The organism is Pseudogracilibacillus sp. SE30717A (assembly GCF_037071985.1).
Lineage (GTDB): Bacteria > Bacillota > Bacilli > Bacillales > Amphibacillaceae > Pseudogracilibacillus.
Genome location: NZ_JAXHDF010000001.1, coordinates 164,642 through 184,641, shown reverse-complemented (window position 1 = coordinate 184,641; position 20,000 = coordinate 164,642). Strand labels below are relative to the sequence as shown.

Here is a 20,000-nt window from a genome sequence, read left to right as displayed (position 1 = left end):
AGAGGTCAAGCAAAATGGAAACAAAACATTTAATTGCTAAAGATAAATTTTTGAATGAATCGATAAAAAAGGCTGCAATATTATTAAAAAAAGGTGAAATCGTGGCGATCCCAACTGAGACCGTTTATGGATTAGGAGCTGATGCAACGAGAGAAGAAGCGGTTGATAAAATATATCGAGCAAAAGGGCGCCCTAACGACAATCCATTAATTGTTCACATCGGATCTAAAGAACAACTTTTTGAATTAGTTACTGATATTCCTCCTTATGTAGAGGATTTAATTGATAAATTTTCTCCAGGGCCGATCACATATGTGCTTAAGAGCAGTGGAAAAGTTGCAAAAAATGTTACTGCTGGTTTAACAACTGTTGGAGTAAGAATACCAGATAATCCAGTAGCCTTGGAATTACTTCGTTATTCTGAAATCCCTATAGCTGCACCTAGCGCGAATATTTCGGGAAAACCGAGCCCAACAACTGCACAACATGTTTTGGACGATTTGGAAGGTAAAATTTCAGCAGTTTTAGACGGAGGGCCAGCCAAAGTAGGGGTGGAATCAACAGTAATTGATTGCACTGAGGCACAACCTGTTGTGTTAAGATTAGGCAAAATTACAACAGATGAAATTCAGCAAGTGGTTGGGAATGTAGAAGTTGCATCCACACTATCTGATAATTCCGAGAAACCAAAATCACCCGGTATGAAATATAAACATTATGCTCCAGAAGTGCCGCTAATACTCGTTAAACAAAAAAGTCAAATGGAACAAGTCATTAATAAAGAGAAGTCTAAAGGTAGTCGAATAGGGCTCTTAGTCAGTGCAAGTAATGCAAAGCAATTTCAGGCAGAGAAAATAATCGTCTTAGGTGAAAATGAAGAAGAGATCGCTGAAAGATTGTATAATGCCCTGCGTTCTTTTAAACAAGAAGAAATTGATGTAGTGATATGTGAGTCATTTCCAACTAGCGGAGTCGGAAGAGCGGTAATGGATCGAATTGAAAGAGCAGCAACAAGTATAATCGATTAGTTACCTTTGAATCGCGTCTTTTTTGCGCAAACATATTCCCTTGTCTTTTCGCATAGATTGTACAAGCAAGGACAAGGGGGAACGCATATGTTGATTCAGCAATTGAGTGAGATTGGAGCTCTGCTATTGATGGCAGTTGCGTTAGGATTAGATGGTTTTTCAGTTAGTTTAAGTATAGGAATGCAAAATATACGATTAAAAAGAGTCGCGATCATAGGGCTAACCATTGGATGTTTTCATATCATATTGCCTTTTATAGGTTTTGTGGTAGGACAATATTTAACATCAAAAGTAGAGTATGTTACTTCTGTTGCTGGTGGGTTTATTTTAATTATAATTGGATCTTATATGGTTTTTTCTGCACTACAGACAAAAAATGAATTTCTAATAAACCCAGAAGGAATAAAACTATTGTCAGTGGCCATTATTGTGAGTGTTGACAGTTTACCAGTAGGACTCAGCTTAGGATTGTCAGGTGTCAAAACAATATTTATTATTTTCTGTTTTGGTATTATTACAATGATCCTCTCATGGATTGGTCTATTAATAGGAAAAAAAGCTCACTCTCTCCTTGGTACTTATAGTGAAATATTAGGGGGAGTAATTTTATTTATGTTTGGGTTGAACATTATTTTTGCCAGTTAATATAGATTATTTCAAATTTACATAAATAGTAGTTTTAACCTATAAAATAAATGATTCTTTTTCACTATATTATTAACAATTGGAAAAAATTTGTGCTATATTAAACTTAGGGATAAAAAGGATGATAGGAATGAATATTTTATTTGTTTGTACAGGAAATACGTGTAGAAGTCCTATGGCTGAAGTTTTATTAAAAGATAAGGCACCACATCTTTTTGTACAATCTGCGGGAATTTTTGCCTCACCAAATGAGGAGGCAAATCAGAATGCGATCAAAGCATTGGAGGAAAGAGGCCTAAAGATAGATCATTCCGCCCAAACGGTTACGAAGAAACTATTGAATTGGGCAGATCTTGTTCTTACGATGACAGAAGGACATAAACGTCTCTTAATAGATCAGTTTCCGGAGTACCAAAATAAATACAATACGCTAATTGAATTTTCTACAAATAACCAAAATGGTGATATTATCGATCCATTTGGTGGAGATTTATTTAAGTACGAACAAACATTATCAGAGATGGAGAAGTATATTGAAGCAATAATTAAAAAAATAGATACCTAAGTATTGGGGGAAAAACTTATGAGGAAAAAATACAGATTTAATTTGCAGAAAAAGTTAGTCGTTTTTACAACATTACTGGCATTAATAACCTATTCCTGTAGTGCATTATTCATTTATGTTATTCATGATTATGTAAAACCGTATTGGAATGTTTCAGAGCAATTATTTATTGTACTTACTTTATTGTTAGGAATAATCTGGTCAGGAATTTTAGCATTCTTAGCTGCTCGGTTTATTACGAAACCTTTGCAAAGACTTGAGCAGGCCGCTTCTCGTGCTGCAGAAGGAGATTTAAAGCAGGAAATTAATATACCGAAGTCAGATGATGAAATTCGCTCCCTTAGTATTGCTGTAGATGCAATGTTTAAGAACATACAAAATATGGTACATAATATTGATCGAAATTTTACAAACACAAATAAGACCGTTTCTCAAATGAAAGAAGTTACAGAAGTTGCTACTAAACACTCTGTTGCAATTAATGGAGCGACAGAAGATATTTCTCAAGGTGCTATCAGTTCTGCAGAAGCGACACAGCAGACAGCAGAAGCTGTAGAAGAGGCGACAAATCTAGCACAAGAAGTGCAAACTAAAGCGGAACAATCAACAGAGAAATCTGAAAAGATGTTGCAAATTTTATCCGAAAGTAAAGTTGTTGTGAATCAGCTTGTACATGGTGTTCAAACTCTTGCTAACGAACAGGAGGTTTCATTAAAAGATGTTGAGAAGCTAAAGTCAAATGCTTTACAAGTAGAATCAATCATTACGATGGTTGGTGAAATAGCAGAACAGACAAATTTGCTTGCTCTAAATGCGTCAATTGAGGCAGCACGTGCTGGAGAACATGGTCAAGGATTTGCGGTAGTAGCTGATGAAATTCGAAAACTTGCAGATCAAAGTGCGCAAGCAGTCCAACAAATTTCCTCTTTAATAACAGCTATTCAGAAAGACGTTACACTTGTTGTACATAAAATAAATGAGCATGTAGAACGGGCAAATGAAGAAGCGAAAAGTGGCGAGTTAACAAATGAATCTTTTGAAGAAATGTCATCATCTGTTACTGAAGTAGCAAATGAAATCTCAACAATTCGTGAACTTGTTAACCGTCAGTTACATTTTATCGAATCAACTGTACAACAGTCACAAGAAGTAGCGGCTATTGCTGAGGAAACTTCTGCGGCGACGGAGGAAGTAAGCGCTGCAGCTACAGAGCAAGATGCTACGATCAAAGCAGTTGATAAATTGGCACACGAATTAGAGGATCAAGCTCAGGAATTAAAGAAACAAATCAACCAATTTAGTGTATAATAAGTGTTAATCAATCACCTATAGAGGAGGAAACTCATTTGAAAGTAATAATTTCAGGTGACCATGCAGGCATGACACTTAGAAATGAAGTCAAATCTGTCTTAGATGAATTAGGATTTACGTATGAAGACGTCGGGGCAGATTGTACAGCATCAGTTGATTATCCTGATTATGCATTCCCAGCAGCAGAACGTGTAGCAAATGGAGAATTTGATCGTGGGATATTTGTGTGCGGTACAGGCATTGGTATATCTATTTCTGCAAATAAGGTGAAAGGAATCCGTTGTGCATTAGTACATGATGTATTTTCTGCTAAGGCTACTAGACAGCACAATGATTCGAATATATTAGCAATGGGTGAACGTGTAATTGGTCCAGGCCTTGCTAGAGAAATAGTTAAAACATGGCTCACAACAGAATTTGAAGGTGGGCGACATCAAAATCGTATTGAAAAAATTTCTACCTATGAGAAGGAATAAATCTAACGATACTCATTTATAAGTGAGGTTTTAACATGCTTAATGAAGTAAAGAAAGATTTAGAGCGTATAACATTAGAATGGTTGGAGAACGATTATTTAAAACCAGATAATCTTTTTGTCGTCGGCTGTTCGACGAGTGAAGTTGCAGGAAAGCATATCGGGACTTCAGGAAGTGAAGAAATTGCCGAAGTAATTTTCTATTCATTGAATCGCCTTGCGAAAGAAAAAGGTATACACTTGGCATTTCAATGTTGTGAACATTTAAACAGAGCTTTAGTCATTGAAAAAAGGGTGCAAGAGAATTTAAATCTCGAACCTGTTTCTGTTATTCCTGTCCCTACAGCGGGTGGTTCTATGGCATCATTTGCATATAACCACCTTGGAGATGCAGTCGTTGTAGAAGAGATAGCGGCCCATGCAGGTATGGATATCGGAGACACAATGATAGGTATGCATTTAAAGAAAGTCGCAGTACCCCTCCGGTTTAATCAAAAAACAATTGGTAATGCCCATGTTACAGCGGCAAGAACAAGACCCAAATTAATTGGCGGATCACGAGCAAAATATGCGTGATTAATAAGAAAATAAACACAGCTTAAAGCAATTTATGTAAAAATAAATTGTTTTTTGTTATGATAAGTTTATATTCTTTTTTAGGAGGAACGAAAATTAAAATGGACCATTTAAAACAGGCAGATCATGAATTATTTGATGCTATTCAAGCAGAAAAAAAACGTCAACAGGATAATATTGAATTAATCGCCTCTGAAAACTTTGTTTCGGAAGCAGTTATGGAGGCTACGGGTTCTGTTTTAACGAATAAATATGCGGAAGGTTACCCAGGTAAACGTTATTATGGTGGCTGTGAACACGTTGATGTGGCTGAAGACTTAGCAAGAAATAGAGCTAAAGAAATCTTTGGTGCAGACCATGTGAACGTCCAACCACATTCAGGTGCACAAGCAAACATGGCAGTATATTTCTCTGTTTTAAAACCAGGGGATACTATTTTAGGTATGAATTTAAGCCATGGCGGGCATTTAACACATGGAAGCCCGGTTAACTTCAGTGGTATCCTTTATAACTTTGTTGAATACGGAGTAGATAAGGAAACAGAACAACTTGATTATGAAGTTATTCGTGAAAAAGCAAAAGAAGTAAAACCAAAAATGATTGTTGCAGGAGCAAGTGCTTATTCACGTACTATCGACTTTGCTAAATTCCGTGAAATTGCAGACGAAGTTGGAGCATATTTATTTGTTGACATGGCTCATATTGCAGGTCTTGTTGCCGCTGGAGTGCATGCTAGTCCTGTACCATACGCTGACTTTGTAACGACGACAACACATAAAACATTACGAGGACCTCGTGGTGGTTTAATTATGTGTAAAGAAAAATATGCGAAAGCTATTGATAAAGTCGTTTTTCCAGGTATACAGGGTGGTCCATTAATGCATATTATTGCTGCCAAAGCTGTAGCTTTTAAAGAGGCATTATCAGATGATTTTAAACATTATGCAGAGCAAATTGTTAAGAATGCAAAAGCTTTAGGTGAAGTTCTAACAGAAGAAGGTATTCGCATTGTATCAGGTGGAACAGATAACCATTTGTTATTACTCGATGTATCAAAATTAGGTTTAACAGGTAAAGTTGCAGAAGAGGCTTTAGATTCAGTTGGTATTACAACAAATAAAAATACAATCCCATTTGATTCAGAGGGTCCTTTTATCACTAGTGGAGTAAGAGTTGGTACTGCAGCAGTTACTACACGTGGGTTCAAAGAAGAAGATATGGAAGAGGTAGGAAAAATCATCTCGCTTGTTCTACATCATATTGATGATGAAGAAAAGAAGCAAGAAGCTTCAGAAAGAGTTGCAAATCTTACGAAAAAATTACCATTATACGCATAAATTGGAGAAGACACCTTGTTTTTTAGGTGTCTTTCTTTAAGTTAAGAATAAAAGAAGACATCTTTAGACAATTTGCCAAGAAAAATGTAAGATGGTAACGGTAAAAAAATTATCGAAAATTGGAGGGTGGCAAGATGGGCAATCTTTATATTTTAGATCATCCATTAATTCAACATAAATTAACGATCATTCGTGACGAAAATACAGGTACAAAGCAATTTAGAGAGCTTGTAGATGAAGTATCCATGTTAATGGGATTTGAGATTACACGGAATTTACCGGTTAAAAATGTAGAAGTAAAAACACCGGTAACGACAGCAAATGCACAAGTATTAACGGGAAAGAAAATTGGCTTAATTCCTATTCTACGTGCTGGGCTTGGCATGGTTGATGGGATGCTTCAGTTGTTGCCAGCTGCAAGAGTAGGTCATATTGGGCTTTATCGAGATCCCGAAACATTTTTGCCTGTTGAGTATTATATAAAATTACCTTCTGATATTTCAGAAAGGATGTTAATTGTACTCGATCCAATGCTTGCTACAGGTGGTTCTGCAAATGATGCAATTGATTCACTTAAGAAACGAGGAGCAAAATCTATTAAGTTAATGTGCTTAGTAGCTGCCCCTGAAGGAGTAGAATTAATTCAAAAAAACCATCCTGATGTTGACATATATTTATGTGCATTGGATGAATCGTTAAATGAAAAGGGATATATTGTTCCAGGGCTTGGTGACGCAGGAGATAGATTGTTTGGAACAAAGTAAATTGTTGTTTGGAGCGATCATAAATGGGTAATCGAATAAAAGTATTATCAATCTTCGGTACAAGACCAGAAGCGATCAAAATGGCCCCTTTAATTAAAGAGTTTGAACACCGTGCGTTAGAATTTGAGTCGATTGTAGCTGTCACTGCTCAACATAGAGAAATGTTAGATCAAGTTCTGGATGTCTTTCAAATTCAGCCGGACTTTGATTTAAATATGATGAAACAGAGTCAGTCTTTAGCTCAAATTACAACTTCGGCATTAAATGGACTAGATGAAATAATGAAAAAAGTAAACCCTCATCTCGTATTGGTCCATGGGGATACAAGCACGACTTTTGCAGCGTCCCTTGCAGCTTTTTATAATGAAATACCTCTTGGTCATGTAGAAGCAGGCTTGAGAACCTATAATAAATACTCGCCTTTTCCCGAGGAGATGAATCGACAATTAACTGGTGTTCTGGCAGATTTTCATTTTGCACCTACGGAGAGAGCCAAGCTTAATTTATTACGAGAGGATAAAAGGGAAGAAGATATTTATATAACTGGTAATACAGCGATAGACGCATTAAAAACAACCATTACATCTACATACAGTCACCCTATTTTAAATAAGTTAAAAAACGATCGCTTACTATTGCTAACAGCACATCGCCGGGAGAATCTTGGAAAAAATTTAACAAGTATGTTTCGAGCAATTAAGCGGCTAGTTCAAGAACATGAAGATATTCATGTCGTTTATCCTGTTCATCTGAATCCGACTGTTAAAAAAGCTGCTACAGAGCTTTTAGGAGATGATGAGCGAATAAATTTAATTGAACCTTTATCTGTGAATGATTTTCATAACTTTATGGCTAAATCTCATATCATTTTAACTGACTCTGGTGGTATTCAGGAGGAAGCTCCATCTCTTGGAATACCAGTATTGGTTCTTAGGGATACAACGGAGAGACCTGAAGGGATTAAAGCAGGAACATTAAAATTAGCTGGAACAGATGAAGAGACAATATTTGAATTGGCAAACGAGTTATTAACAAATGAGACTATGTATCATGAAATGGCGAAAGCTTCTAATCCATATGGTGATGGAGAAGCTTCAAAACGTATCGCAGATATTATTGCAAAAAATATAAAAGTATAAACGACTCTTATAATCAGATTGAACTCCGAACGAAGAGATAGAACCTTCTCGTTCGGAATTTTTTTATCTATATCGAGAAAAATTTAACGGATGAATGTACGTAAACTGCGCAGCAACTAAAATTTAGGAATGAATTGATTAACCGCTGCGGAAATATGTTTCGCTTTCCATGGGCGGCTGTTGAGCCTCCTTCGTGCTATGCACTTCGTAGTCTCATCTAGGCCTATGCTCCCATAGGAGTCTCCACATATTTCCTCCGCTGGGATGGTCACTGCTAATAGAATTTAGGGATCGACAACAACAATATTTACTACTATTACATGCTAGCGCAGGAAAAATACGAAGCCTCCTGCAGGAACAGCGCGAGTCCGAAGAACCCTGTAGTTTCTCGTTAACGAGAAGCTACAGAAGCTTACGCCGTGCCCGGGGTAAAGGAGACACAGTGAAAGCAAGTGTTAGCATTGCTTGAACTGATGTCGCGCTTATGCCTGTGGTGAAAGCGAAGTATTTTTCCGAAGCGTCTTCCGGAAATTAATATAGTTGATGCAGTTACTGCAAACCGTGCAGTTCTATACTATTCTGTCCCTTACTTATACCTCAGATGAGTTGGATGAATTAGCCCTTTATTTTTCATAAATAATTTTGCTATTTCTTCCGTAGTTAATAAGGTATTTTGTGGCAAAAAATCACTCCTCAAAAGAATCGTCTACTACTAGTTTATCATTCTTCATCCGATTCCCTTTTACTTCATTCAGACTCGTAAAACAACTGATGTTTACTTATTTCTATACACTAGATATAATCAAACATAACTATTATTATAAGATGAAATATCTTGGAGGCATATAGTAAATGCAGTTTTTAAAACGATCGTTATTATTCGTGTTAATTCTATTAATTATTGCTGGTTGTAATAATGGAGAAGAAGGTAAGGGGAAAATTGTTGATTCAACCAATAAAAATCAAGAAGAATTATTCGTATCAGCGGCGGCTAGTTTAACAGAGGCAATGGACGAAATTACAGAATTATATGAGGCGAATCATGATGTTAAGTTAACGTTTAACTTTGCAGGCTCTGGAAAATTAGCTCAACAAATTCAGCAAGGAGCTCCAGTAGATGTCTTTATATCAGCAAATGAAAATTGGATGGATTCATTAGAAGATGAAGGATTAATAGATACAGATACTCGAAAAGATATTATAGGAAATAAATTAGTGTTGATCGTAGCGAAGGATTCTGAAATGGATATTGATTCTTTTAATGAGATCGATAAAGCTGAATTGGACCAAATTGCTATAGGGAATCCTGAAAGTGTCCCGGCAGGAGAATATACGGAAACGATTTTAAAAAATATACATAAATGGGATGAGCTTGAAGAGAAATTTGTATATGCGCAAGATGTTAGACAAGTCTTAACCTATGTTGAAACAGGAAATACTGATATTGGCTTTGTATATGAGAGCGATGCACTTAGTTCAGATCAGGTAAAGATTTTAGCAGAAGCTGATCCATCGATGCATGATCCAATAATTTATCCAGGAGCTGTTACGTCCGACTCAACTAGAAAAGAAGAAGGATATGCATTTCTCGAATTTTTATTATCTGAATCAGGTCAAAAAACATTAAATAAATACGGATTTAGTAAATAGTCTCAAGGGGAATAAATATGGATCAAATTAACTTTTTTCCACTTTGGTTATCATTAAAAACAGCAAGTATTTCAACAGTTATTGTCTTTTTGACAGGAGTGTTTTTATCGTACCTTGTTTCACGTAAAGAGTTCTTTGGAAAAAGTATAATCGAAGCAGTATTTTTGTTACCCCTTGTTTTACCCCCGACAGTAGTTGGATTTGGCCTTTTGTATATTTTTGGAAAAAATGGGATGATTGGAAAAATTCTAATAGATCTTTTTGATTTTCAGATTGTATTTACTTGGTATGGAGCACTGATTGCTTCGATCGTCGTATCATTTCCCTTAATGTATCAGAGTGCTTCAGCGGCTTTTAAACAATATGATAAAAACCTAGAAAATGCAGCCTTAACGATGGGGAAATCACGTTGGATTGTATTTTGGACGATAGCGTTTCCGTTGGCTTGGCCAGGTCTTTTAGCAGGACTAGTTCTAGCTTTTGCAAGAGGATTGGGAGAGTTTGGAGCTACGCTTATGCTAGCGGGTTATATACCAAATGTAACTGAAACAATCCCATTGGCTATTTATTTTGCTGTTGAGTCAGGAAAGATGGAAATTGCCAAATTTTGGGTAATCATTATCGTTGCTTTAGGTTTCTTTGCTATTTTATGGTTGAATTGGTGGAGTGCAAGAAATATGATGAAGCATAATCGATAGGAGAATTAACATGCTTACTGTACATATTAAAAAACAATTATCTCATTATTTATTAGATGTAGCATTCCGTGTTGATAAGGAAATTGTCGTATTGTTTGGACCGTCTGGTTCAGGTAAGACAACAATTTTAAATAGTTTAGCAGGCTTGACGAAAATTAATGATGGATATATTAAGTTAAAAGAAAGATATCTATGTCTTAAAGGGAAATCTCTCGTACCTGTTCAAGATAGAAATATTGGCTATTTATTTCAAGATTATGCTTTATTTCCTCATAAATCTGTATGGGAAAATATTGCTTATGGGATGAAAAATGAACCATTTACCCGGAGTTTAATTGAAGAATTAAATATAGGTCATTTATTAGACCAATACCCACATGAAATATCGGGAGGAGAAAAACAACGTACTGCTTTAATCCGTGCACTTGCAACAGAGCCAGAACTTTTACTCTTAGATGAGCCTTTTTCCGCTTTAGATGAAGATACAAAAAAGCTTAGTTATGAACAGCTACTTGCCATTCAAGATCGTTGGAAGATACCTGTTTTGTTAGTAACTCACAATTCATATGAAATAGAAAAATTAGCAGATAAAGTTTTACATATCCAAAAAGGTATGTTACAAGAAATTGGATCATGAAAACCTTTACAGCAGTTTTTCTTTTAACAAACCTATTGACTGATGATTAAAAAGGTTGTATCATTATCGTCACATTAGTTAGTTAATTCAAACATTTCGTCTCATCAAAGAATTTTTGCATATTAAAGTAGAAAGAAGTGCTGACGTTGAGTAATCAATTAATTTATGTAAATGGTGAATTTGTCGAAAAAGAAAAGGCCGTTATTTCAATCTATGATCATGGATTTTTATATGGAGACGGTGTTTTTGAAGGGATTAGAGTGTATGAAGGCAATGTGTTTAAACTAAAAGAGCATATTGATCGTCTCTATGAATCAGCACATTCTATTATGTTATCTATCCCGCATACAAAAGAGGAACTCCAGCAAATTATTGTTCAAACAGTAATAAAAAATAATTTGACTAGTGCATATATTCGGGTTGTTGTTTCAAGAGGGGTCGGTGACTTAGGTTTAGATCCAAGAAACTGTTTAGCACCAACCATAATCGTTATTGCAGAACCGTTAGCAATCTATTCAGAAGAACTATATGAAAAAGGACTTAAAATGGCTTCTGTTGTAAACCGAAGAAGCAGTCCAGATGTTTTAAATCCACAAGTGAAATCATTAAACTATTTAAATAATATATTAGTAAAATTATCATCAGTTCAAGCAGACGCTGATGAAGCACTCATATTGAATAATCAAGGTTATGTGACAGAGGGATCAGCAGATAATATTTTTATTATCAAAAATGGCAAGATAAAAACTCCGCCGATTTACTTAGGTGCATTAGAAGGCATTACTCGAAATGTAATTATTGAGATTGCGAATGAGCTTAATTATGTTATGGATGAAAGCCCGTTTACATTGCATGATGTTTATATTGCCGATGAAGTCTTTTTAACAGGTACTGCAGCAGAGGTAATCCCGGTTGTAAGTGTCGATAATCGTGTGATCGGTAATGGGGAGCCAGGGGCTATTACGAAAGAGTTACTGACAGTTTTTAGAGAGAGAACATTAGTTGACGGAGTATCGTGTATTCAAAAAGAACAACCAACAATTTAAGTTTTGCCTGAATTATTGGAACATTACATTTTTGTGAATTTTATATATTTTACTGTATTTTTATAAAAAATAGCGTATAATATAAGAATAATTATTACCGAATATAAATATAATGTTTTGAAAACATATAATATATGAACTCGATGACGGGAAAAAAGGAACAGGGTCATATGTAATTACAGAGATCTGGGGATGCTGAAAGCCCAGAATTACATCCTATTCTGACATCATCCTTGAGTGCTATACTGAACGGTTTCCTACTAGGTATAGTCAGGTGTTTATTATGAGCACCTGTTATCAAATTGGACTTCAATTTTCGAAGTCTAGTAAGACAGTATTCGTGAGAATATTGTAAATACCTGGGTGGTACCGTGAAAAAGTGCTCTTTTCTCCCCATGAATCTATGCTAATAGGTTTGGGAGGAAAGAGCTTTTTTATTTAGCTATTAGGAAAGTGGAAAACTTTTCTACTGCATGAGTGCAACAAAGGCTTTCACCAAGTTGGTGACTAGCTATGTTTACTAATGGAGGTAGGGGATGAGGTTGTTTTGTAATTATTATTTGAAAATTTAAACTGCAATTTCCACATAGAGATAACTAAGTTAAAACAAATTCTTGTAAGGAGGAAGAAAATTGAAGGCAGAGGCAAAAGAGTTGAAAGTTGAGACAACAGGACCCAAAGCTATGGAACAACCAAAAACGGGTGCAGATCTATTAATTGAATTACTTGTAGAAGCTGAAGTAGATACAATTTTTGGCTATCCAGGTGGTGCAGTTTTACCAATATATGATGCAATTTACCGAAGCGAGGCTCCTTTCAAGCATGTGTTATCAAGGCATGAGCAAGGCTCTATCTTTGCAGCAGAGGGATACGCACGGGTAACCGGAAAACCTGGTGTTGTTTTAGCGACATCTGGACCGGGTGCAACAAACTTAATAACAGGAATTACAGATGCAATGATGGATTCGTTACCGCTCGTAATTTTCACGGGGCAAGTAGCTAATCAGGTCATTGGAACAGATGCATTCCAAGAATCAGATGTCTTAGGAATCACAACGCCAATTACAAAATATAATTATCAAGTTAAAAATATTTCTGATCTTCCCCGTGTAGTGAATGAAGCATTTCATATCGCGACAACAGGAAGACCTGGCCCGGTGGTAGTTGATATTCCTAAAAATATTTCTGAAACATTAACGATTGATACATTTGAGACAGATTTTTATTTACCTGGCTATCAACCGACCGAAAAGCCAAATCCGCTTCAAATTATTAAAGTATCAGAAGCGCTGAGTAAAGCGAAAAAACCGGTAATTTTGGCAGGCGCCGGAATTTTATTTTCCAAAGCAACAGATGAATTAAAAGAATTTGTTGAAAAATATGAACTGCCCGTTGTAAATACACTCTTAGGATTAGGAAACTTTCCAGGGTCCAATCCATTATCATTAGGAATGGGTGGAATGCATGGATCCTACACAGCTAACATGGCGTTATATGAATGTGATCTTTTGATCAATATTGGGGCACGATTCGATGATAGACTGACAGGTAATTTAAAACATTTTGCTCCAAATGCAAAAGTAGCACATATTGACATTGATCCGGCCGAGATCGGTAAAAATGTCCCTACAGAAATTCCAGTCGTTGCAGATGCTAAAAAGGCATTACAAGCACTTTTGAAAAGGAATATCTCTAAGCCAAACCATCAAGAATGGATGACGAAATTACAAGAAAATAAAGAAAAATATCCATTATGGTATGAAAGATCAGATGAAGCTATTTCTCCACAATGGTTTTTGGAAAAAATTCATGAATTAACGAATGGAGAAGCGATTGTTACAACTGACGTTGGTCAACATCAGATGTGGACAGCGCAATATTACACACTCGATAAACCACATAACTGGGCGACATCAGGAGGACTCGGATCAATGGGATTTGGTTTTCCAGCAGCAATTGGAGCTCAACTTGGAAGACCAGACGATGTTGTTATTTCAATCTCCGGTGACGGTGGTTTTCAAATGAACATGCAAGAGCTAATGTTATTAAAGCAATATAATTTACCAGTAAAAGTAATCATTTTAAATAACTCAGCACTAGGTATGGTACGACAATGGCAAGAAAGTTTTTATGACGAAAGGTACTCTGAATCATTATTTGATACAAACCCAGACTTTGTAAAACTTGCAGAGAGTTACGGTATCCGTGGGATGAAAGTCGAGAAAGATTCAGACGTAGAAGCTGCACTAAAAGAGATATTAGCTCATGATGGTCCAGTAGTTGCTGATTTCAGGATCATTAGAAAAGAAAAAGTATATCCAATGATTGCTCCTGGAAAAGGAATTCACGAAATGATAGGGGTGACGAAATGAAACGTATTATAACCGCAACCGTGCAAAATCGGAGTGGCGTGCTTAATCGAGTGACTGGAATGATGCAAAGAAGACAATTTAATATTGAAAGTATCTCTGTAGGTGAAACAGAAACTCCAGGAATATCAAAAATGACATTGGTTGTAGAAGTAAGTGATCATCAAAAAATTGAACAGTTAACAAAGCAATTAAACAAACAGATTGATGTCATTAAAGTTTCTGATATTACAGATAAAGCGATTGTTGCCAGAGAGCTAGCCCTAATAAAAGTGGCGAGTTCTCCGCACTTAAGTACAGAAATCCAAGGGTTAATTACACCATTTCGTGCATCTGTAATTGATATTAGTAAAGATAGTATTACAATCCAGGTAACTGGTAAACCAGAAAAGACAGATGCACTTATCTCACTTTTACGTCCTTATGGAATAAAAGAATTAGCCAAAACGGGTGTGACTGCATTTTTACGCGGGCACCAACCTCAACAAGCACAGGTTACAGATCTAAACCAGTTTTCAGTGTAGGCAGAGGAACTTTACTAGCCGTATTCTATTTGTGTCTGCGAAATAGCCCAAAGGTATATTCGCACTAAAAATCATATTTTCTTATTTGAAAATAAATATAAAATATAGCATATATGCAAAAGGAGAAATTATTTATGTCAAAAGTATTATACGAGAAAGATATTAACAAAGAGGTACTCGAAGGTAAAAAGATTGCAGTAATTGGATATGGATCGCAAGGACATGCACATTCATTGAACTTACGTGATAGTGGATTTGACGTTGTAATTGGAATCAGACCAGGAAAATCACAGCAAAAAGCAGAAGAAGATGGTTTTGAAGTTCTTCCTGTTGATGAAGCAGTTAAACAAGCTGATGTAGTTATGGTATTACTTCCAGACGAACTACAAGCAAAAGTTTATGAAGAAAGTATTAAAGATAACTTAAAAGAAGGCAGTGCTTTAGCATTTGCTCATGGATTTAATGTTCATTATTCTCAAGTTCAACCACCAGCAAATGTAGACGTATTTCTTGTTGCTCCAAAAGGACCAGGACATTTAGTGCGTAGAACATTTGAAGAAGGCGCTGGAGTACCTGCATTATATGGTGTGTATCAAGACTACACAGGAAAAGCAAGAGAAATTGCATTGGCATATTCAGTTGGCGTTGGTGGAGCAAGAGCAGGAGTGCTTGAAACAACTTTCCAAGAAGAAACTGAAACAGACCTTTTTGGTGAACAAGCTGTACTATGTGGAGGACTTACAAGCCTAGTTAAAGCAGGTTTTGAAACTCTTACAGAAGCTGGTTATCAGCCTGAAGTAGCTTATTTTGAAACATTACATGAGGTTAAACTAATCGTTGATTTAATGTACGAAGGCGGATTAGAAAACATGCGCTATTCGATTTCAGATACAGCACAATGGGGAGATTTTGTTTCTGGACCACGTGTAATCAATGAAGATACGAAAAAGCGTATGAAAGAAGTATTAGCAGATGTACAATCAGGTGAGTTTGCGAAAGACTGGATCTTAGAAAACCAGGCAAACAGACCTAGATTTAATGCAATCAATGCTCGTGAAAATCAACATCCAATCGAAAAAGTTGGCCGTGAACTTCGTGAGTTAATGCCTTTTGTAAAAAATCCATTGAAATAACACGGACATTAGGATGTGAAACGATTGTCGAAAATTAACATTTTTGATACGACATTACGAGATGGTGAACAATCACCAGGTGTAAATTTAAATAAACTTGAGAAGTTAGAAATAGCAAAACAACTAGAGCGCTTTGGAGTAGATAGAATGGAAGCGGGATTCCCCGCTTCCTCCAAAGGCGATTTCGAAGCAGTAAAAATGATTGCCGATACAATTAAAAATACATCTGTTACAGGGCTTGCTCGCTCTGTTAAAACGGATATTGATGCAGCATGGGATGCGTTAAAGGGTGCCGATGAACCTTGTCTACACGTCTTCATCGCAACTTCCCCGATCCATATGAAATATAAGCTTCAAAAATCTCCTGAAGAAGTTATTAAATTGGCCGTTGACATGGTAAGTTATGCCAGTAAAAAATTCTCAAAAGTTCAATGGTCAGCAGAAGATGCTTCTCGTTCTGATCTAGCCTTTCTAGCTCAAATAATTGAAAAAGTAATTGATGCAGGTGCATCAGTAATTAATCTTCCTGATACGGTAGGGTATGGAACGCCTGCTGATTACGGTCATATGTTCAAATATATGAAAGAAAATGTTCCAAATATCGACAAGGCGATTTTATCTTGTCATTGTCATAATGATTTAGGGCTAGCTGTTGCCAATTCCATTGCAGCTATTCAAAATGGAGCAGGGCAAATAGAAGGAACAATTAATGGAATAGGTGAAAGAGCGGGAAATGCTTCGTTAGAAGAGTTAGCAGTGGCATTTCATATCCGGTCGGATGAATACCCATTTGAAACAAACTTAAATTTAATTGAAATTAAGCGGACGAGCGATCTCGTTTCAAAACTGACCGGAATGCATATACAGGCAAACAAAGCCATCGTTGGGAAAAATGCATTTGCTCATGAATCGGGAATTCACCAAGATGGTGTATTGAAACATGCATCTACGTATGAAATTATTACTCCTGAATTAATTGGTTTGTCCTCGAATATACTTTTTTTAGGAAAGCATTCTGGACGTCATGCTTTTGGTGATAAAGTAAAACAAATGGGTTTTGAATTATCAGAAGATAAACTAAAAGAAGCATTTGGTAAGTTCAAGTTATTAACAGATTCTAAAAAAGAAGTGACAGATGATGATTTATTTACAATTTTGACTGAAATACAGACTGATTCATCTGCTGCTAATAAATATGAACTAAAAATGTTCCAAGTACAATATGGATCAAACAATATTCCAACCGCTTCTGTAGAATTACTTACGCCAAATCAAGATATCGTTCAAGAGGCTTGTACAGGAAGCGGAAGTGTGGAAGCATTATATGCCACATTAGATAAACTGATAGATGAAGAGCTTGAATTAATAGACTATCAAATTAGCTCAGTTGGAGGAGGAAGAGATGCCTTGGCTGAAGCTCACGTTCAAATGGTAGTAAATGGTGAGCAGATGAATGGAAGAGGCTCTGCTCAAGATGTGATGGAAGCATCTGCAAATGCTTTTTTAAATGCAGTGAACCGATATCTTATTCAAAAACATACAGAAGAAATTAGAAAAGTAACCACTAATCATTAATGTGTGGGAGGAGGAAGTCTTATGAAAAAAAAGATAATTGTCTTACCTGGTGACGGGATAGGCAAGGAAATTATGGATGCAGCAGTCGAAGTATTGTCCACTGTTTCACATAAATATAATCATGAGTTTATTTTCGAACAGCATGAAATTGGTGGTACTTCTTATGATAAATACGGGGAGCCGCTTACAGACGAAACGGTCGAGGCATGTTTGCGTGCTGATGCAATTTTACTTGGAGCAATCGGAGGACCTAAATGGGACTCACTCCCACCGCATTTACGCCCGGAACAAGGATTATTAAAAATTAGAAAAGCATTGAACTTATTTGCGAATATTCGACCGATTAAAGGATTTAAGCCATTGTTACATGCTTCTCCTTTAAAAGAGTCTGTTATACAAGGAAGCGATATTTATATAGTAAGAGAATTAACAGGTGGTTTATATTTCGGAACGCCGAGAGAACGACGTGAAGATGGAAATGTTGCAGTTGATACATTGCTCTACCACCGAGAAGAAATTGAACGAATTGTTGAAAAAGGATTTGAAAGTGCGAGACTTAGAAATAAACATTTAACATCTGTTGACAAAGCAAATGTACTCGAATCAAGTCGTTTATGGCGAGAAATTGTCGAGGAGAAAAAAGCAGACTATCCGGATGTTAAAGTTGATCATATGCTAGTTGACTCAGCTGCGATGAAGTTAATTACTGATCCAACTTATTTCGATGTAATTGTAACAGAAAACTTATTTGGAGATATCTTAAGTGATGAGGGATCTGTTTTAACGGGATCAATTGGTATGCTTCCGTCTGCAAGTCTATCAGAAACAATTGGTTTATTTGAACCAGTTCATGGATCTGCACCTGATATTGCCGGAAAAGGAATTGCAAATCCGCTCGGCATGATCCTCTCAGCCGCAATGATGCTTCGCTATTCTTTTAATTTAAATGAAGAGGCATCGTTAATTGAACATGCTGTTGAAAAAAGTTTAGAACAAGGATATCATACATCAGATTTAAACATAAAAGACGGGAAGCAAGTAAATACAAAAGAAATGACAGAGATTGTCATTCGTAATTTGTAATTATTTGCTATATACGGAGGTGTTCATATGGCAAAGCCTAAGACGATTATCGAAAAAATTTGGGACAAAAAAATTGTTCACGAAGAAGAAGGGAAACCAGATTTAATATATATCGATCTACATTTAATTCATGAAGTTACCTCTCCACAAGCGTTTGAAGGTTTACGATTATCTAATCGTCGTGTAAGACGACCTGATTTAACGTATGCAACGATGGATCATAACGTTCCAACGAAAAATAGAGAAACTATAAAAGACCCTATTTCAAAAATTCAAATGGAAGCTTTAGAAAAAAACTGTAAGGAATTTGGGATCGAATTAGCTGATATGTTCCACCCAGATCAAGGAATTGTTCATGTTATTGGACCACAGTTAGGGTTAACTCAACCAGGTAAAACAATCGTTTGCGGAGATAGTCATACGTCTACACACGGTGCATTTGGAGCAATTGCATTTGGGATAGGAACTAGTGAAGTAGAGCATGTTTTTGCCACACAAACATTATGGCAAGATAAACCTAAAACATTAAATGTTAAAGTTGAGGGAGATTTAGGGCCAGGTGTTACTGCAAAGGACTTAATCCTAGCAATTATTGCGAAATATGGAGTTCGAATGGGTACCGGATATATTATTGAGTATACTGGAGAAGCTATTCGTAACATGTCGATGGAAGAGCGTATGACGATTTGTAATATGTCTATTGAAGCAGGAGCAAGAGCTGGTTTAATTAGTCCGGATGAAACGACGGTTGAATTCCTACGGGGTAGAAGACATGTTCCAAAAGGGGAAGAATTTGATCAACTAGCCAATGAATGGTTAAGCTTAGCAACAGATGAAGGTTCAACATATGATAAAGTATTAACTATTCAGGCAGACGAAGTCGAACCACAAGTAACATGGGGAACAAACCCAGGAATGGGTGTGCCAATAAGTGGGTCTACACCTAACCTTTCAGAAGTTGAAAATAAAGAAGATGTAAGACTTGCTCTTGAGTATATGGGATTAGAAGAGGATCAGTCGATCACATCGATTGAGATTGATCATGTATTTATCGGTTCTTGTACAAACTCTAGGCTAAATGATCTTAGAAAAGCAGCAAGTATTGTAAAAGGAAATAAAGTAAAAGATTCTGTTCGCGCAATCGTCGTGCCTGGTTCTTTCCTTGTTAAAATGCAAGCAGAGGAAGAAGGATTGGATAAGATTTTTACAGAGGCAGGATTTGAGTGGCGTGACGCAGGGTGCAGTATGTGTTTAGGAATGAATGATGATATAGTTCCTCCAGGTGGAAGATGTGCCTCCACTTCGAACCGAAATTTTGAAGGCCGCCAAGGAAATGGTGCACGTACACATTTAGTTAGTCCCGAGATGGCAGCAGCTGCAGCAATTGAAGGACATTTTGTAGATGTTCGCACATATGAAAAAGCAGTACACTAGGAGGGGGAGAT

General features: G+C 36.5%; 19 protein-coding genes. All 19 read left to right on the top strand.

Annotation, left to right across the window (positions count from 1 at the left end; translation table 11 throughout):
* Positions 1-14 precede the first annotated feature (14 nt).
* Entirely contained in the window at positions 15-1,028 is a 1,014-nt protein-coding gene (locus SPD48_RS00905) for an L-threonylcarbamoyladenylate synthase (protein ID WP_336256162.1), read from the top strand.
* An 87-nt stretch (positions 1,029-1,115) separates the two neighbouring features.
* Entirely contained in the window at positions 1,116-1,673 is a 558-nt protein-coding gene (locus SPD48_RS00900) for a manganese efflux pump MntP (RefSeq protein ID WP_336256161.1), read from the top strand.
* A 130-nt stretch (positions 1,674-1,803) separates the two neighbouring features.
* On the top strand, positions 1,804-2,238 hold the full coding sequence (locus SPD48_RS00895) for a low molecular weight protein arginine phosphatase (RefSeq protein WP_442962088.1): 435 nt from the start codon (positions 1,804-1,806) through the stop codon (positions 2,236-2,238).
* 18 nt (positions 2,239-2,256) lie between these two features.
* Positions 2,257-3,546, top strand: coding sequence for a methyl-accepting chemotaxis protein (locus tag SPD48_RS00890; protein WP_336256159.1), 1,290 nt, complete (start codon positions 2,257-2,259; stop codon positions 3,544-3,546).
* 38 nt (positions 3,547-3,584) lie between these two features.
* Positions 3,585-4,025, top strand: a complete 441-nt coding sequence (rpiB, locus tag SPD48_RS00885; protein ID WP_336256158.1) for a ribose 5-phosphate isomerase B — start codon at positions 3,585-3,587, stop codon at positions 4,023-4,025.
* 35 nt (positions 4,026-4,060) lie between these two features.
* The gene (locus SPD48_RS00880; RefSeq protein ID WP_336256157.1) at positions 4,061-4,600 is read left to right on the top strand and encodes a TIGR01440 family protein; all 540 of its coding nucleotides are present in this window, start codon (positions 4,061-4,063) and stop codon (positions 4,598-4,600) included.
* 101 nt (positions 4,601-4,701) lie between these two features.
* Positions 4,702-5,937, top strand: coding sequence for a serine hydroxymethyltransferase (gene glyA, locus SPD48_RS00875; protein ID WP_336256156.1), 1,236 nt, complete (start codon positions 4,702-4,704; stop codon positions 5,935-5,937).
* Between the two features lie 134 nt (positions 5,938-6,071).
* Positions 6,072-6,701, top strand: a complete 630-nt coding sequence (upp, locus tag SPD48_RS00870; RefSeq protein ID WP_336256155.1) for a uracil phosphoribosyltransferase — start codon at positions 6,072-6,074, stop codon at positions 6,699-6,701.
* A 23-nt stretch (positions 6,702-6,724) separates the two neighbouring features.
* Positions 6,725-7,840 (top strand): non-hydrolyzing UDP-N-acetylglucosamine 2-epimerase, encoded by a 1,116-nt coding sequence (gene wecB / locus SPD48_RS00865; protein WP_336256154.1) that lies wholly within the window; start codon positions 6,725-6,727, stop codon positions 7,838-7,840.
* Between the two features lie 852 nt (positions 7,841-8,692).
* Entirely contained in the window at positions 8,693-9,490 is a 798-nt protein-coding gene (gene modA / locus SPD48_RS00860) for a molybdate ABC transporter substrate-binding protein (protein ID WP_336256153.1), read from the top strand.
* A 17-nt stretch (positions 9,491-9,507) separates the two neighbouring features.
* Positions 9,508-10,188, top strand: coding sequence for a molybdate ABC transporter permease subunit (modB, locus tag SPD48_RS00855; protein ID WP_336256152.1), 681 nt, complete (start codon positions 9,508-9,510; stop codon positions 10,186-10,188).
* Between the two features lie 10 nt (positions 10,189-10,198).
* Positions 10,199-10,825 (top strand): ATP-binding cassette domain-containing protein, encoded by a 627-nt coding sequence (locus SPD48_RS00850; protein ID WP_336256151.1) that lies wholly within the window; start codon positions 10,199-10,201, stop codon positions 10,823-10,825.
* A 146-nt stretch (positions 10,826-10,971) separates the two neighbouring features.
* The gene (ilvE, locus tag SPD48_RS00845) at positions 10,972-11,871 is read left to right on the top strand and encodes a branched-chain-amino-acid transaminase (RefSeq protein WP_336256150.1); all 900 of its coding nucleotides are present in this window, start codon (positions 10,972-10,974) and stop codon (positions 11,869-11,871) included.
* Positions 11,872-12,554: 683 nt separating this feature from the next.
* Entirely contained in the window at positions 12,555-14,243 is a 1,689-nt protein-coding gene (gene ilvB / locus SPD48_RS00840) for a biosynthetic-type acetolactate synthase large subunit (RefSeq protein ID WP_336256513.1), read from the top strand.
* A complete protein-coding gene (ilvN, locus tag SPD48_RS00835; protein ID WP_336256149.1) occupies positions 14,240-14,764 on the top strand; it encodes an acetolactate synthase small subunit in 525 nt (174 codons plus the stop codon). Before ilvB ends, ilvN begins: the two co-directional genes overlap by 4 nt.
* A gap of 134 nt (positions 14,765-14,898) precedes the next feature.
* Positions 14,899-15,897, top strand: a complete 999-nt coding sequence (gene ilvC, locus SPD48_RS00830; protein WP_336256148.1) for a ketol-acid reductoisomerase — start codon at positions 14,899-14,901, stop codon at positions 15,895-15,897.
* A gap of 24 nt (positions 15,898-15,921) precedes the next feature.
* Positions 15,922-17,472 (top strand): 2-isopropylmalate synthase, encoded by a 1,551-nt coding sequence (locus SPD48_RS00825; protein WP_336256147.1) that lies wholly within the window; start codon positions 15,922-15,924, stop codon positions 17,470-17,472.
* 21 nt (positions 17,473-17,493) lie between these two features.
* A complete protein-coding gene (gene leuB / locus SPD48_RS00820; RefSeq protein WP_336256146.1) occupies positions 17,494-18,555 on the top strand; it encodes a 3-isopropylmalate dehydrogenase in 1,062 nt (353 codons plus the stop codon).
* Between the two features lie 27 nt (positions 18,556-18,582).
* The gene (gene leuC / locus SPD48_RS00815; protein WP_336256145.1) at positions 18,583-19,989 is read left to right on the top strand and encodes a 3-isopropylmalate dehydratase large subunit; all 1,407 of its coding nucleotides are present in this window, start codon (positions 18,583-18,585) and stop codon (positions 19,987-19,989) included.
* Positions 19,990-20,000 lie beyond the last annotated feature (11 nt).

Coding starts and splice junctions, on each gene's coding strand:
- modB (WP_336256152.1), top strand. CDS start 9,508: ATGGATCAAATTAACTTTTTTCCACTTTGGTTATCATTAAAAACAGCA.
- SPD48_RS00850 (WP_336256151.1), top strand. CDS start 10,199: ATGCTTACTGTACATATTAAAAAACAATTATCTCATTATTTATTAGAT.
- glyA (WP_336256156.1), top strand. CDS start 4,702: ATGGACCATTTAAAACAGGCAGATCATGAATTATTTGATGCTATTCAA.
- ilvB (WP_336256513.1), top strand. CDS start 12,555: ATGGAACAACCAAAAACGGGTGCAGATCTATTAATTGAATTACTTGTA.
- modA (WP_336256153.1), top strand. CDS start 8,693: ATGCAGTTTTTAAAACGATCGTTATTATTCGTGTTAATTCTATTAATT.
- SPD48_RS00890 (WP_336256159.1), top strand. CDS start 2,257: ATGAGGAAAAAATACAGATTTAATTTGCAGAAAAAGTTAGTCGTTTTT.
- wecB (WP_336256154.1), top strand. CDS start 6,725: ATGGGTAATCGAATAAAAGTATTATCAATCTTCGGTACAAGACCAGAA.
- SPD48_RS00905 (WP_336256162.1), top strand. CDS start 15: ATGGAAACAAAACATTTAATTGCTAAAGATAAATTTTTGAATGAATCG.
- ilvC (WP_336256148.1), top strand. CDS start 14,899: ATGTCAAAAGTATTATACGAGAAAGATATTAACAAAGAGGTACTCGAA.
- SPD48_RS00900 (WP_336256161.1), top strand. CDS start 1,116: ATGTTGATTCAGCAATTGAGTGAGATTGGAGCTCTGCTATTGATGGCA.
- upp (WP_336256155.1), top strand. CDS start 6,072: ATGGGCAATCTTTATATTTTAGATCATCCATTAATTCAACATAAATTA.
- leuC (WP_336256145.1), top strand. CDS start 18,583: ATGGCAAAGCCTAAGACGATTATCGAAAAAATTTGGGACAAAAAAATT.
- leuB (WP_336256146.1), top strand. CDS start 17,494: ATGAAAAAAAAGATAATTGTCTTACCTGGTGACGGGATAGGCAAGGAA.
- ilvN (WP_336256149.1), top strand. CDS start 14,240: ATGAAACGTATTATAACCGCAACCGTGCAAAATCGGAGTGGCGTGCTT.
- SPD48_RS00880 (WP_336256157.1), top strand. CDS start 4,061: ATGCTTAATGAAGTAAAGAAAGATTTAGAGCGTATAACATTAGAATGG.
- SPD48_RS00895 (WP_442962088.1), top strand. CDS start 1,804: ATGAATATTTTATTTGTTTGTACAGGAAATACGTGTAGAAGTCCTATG.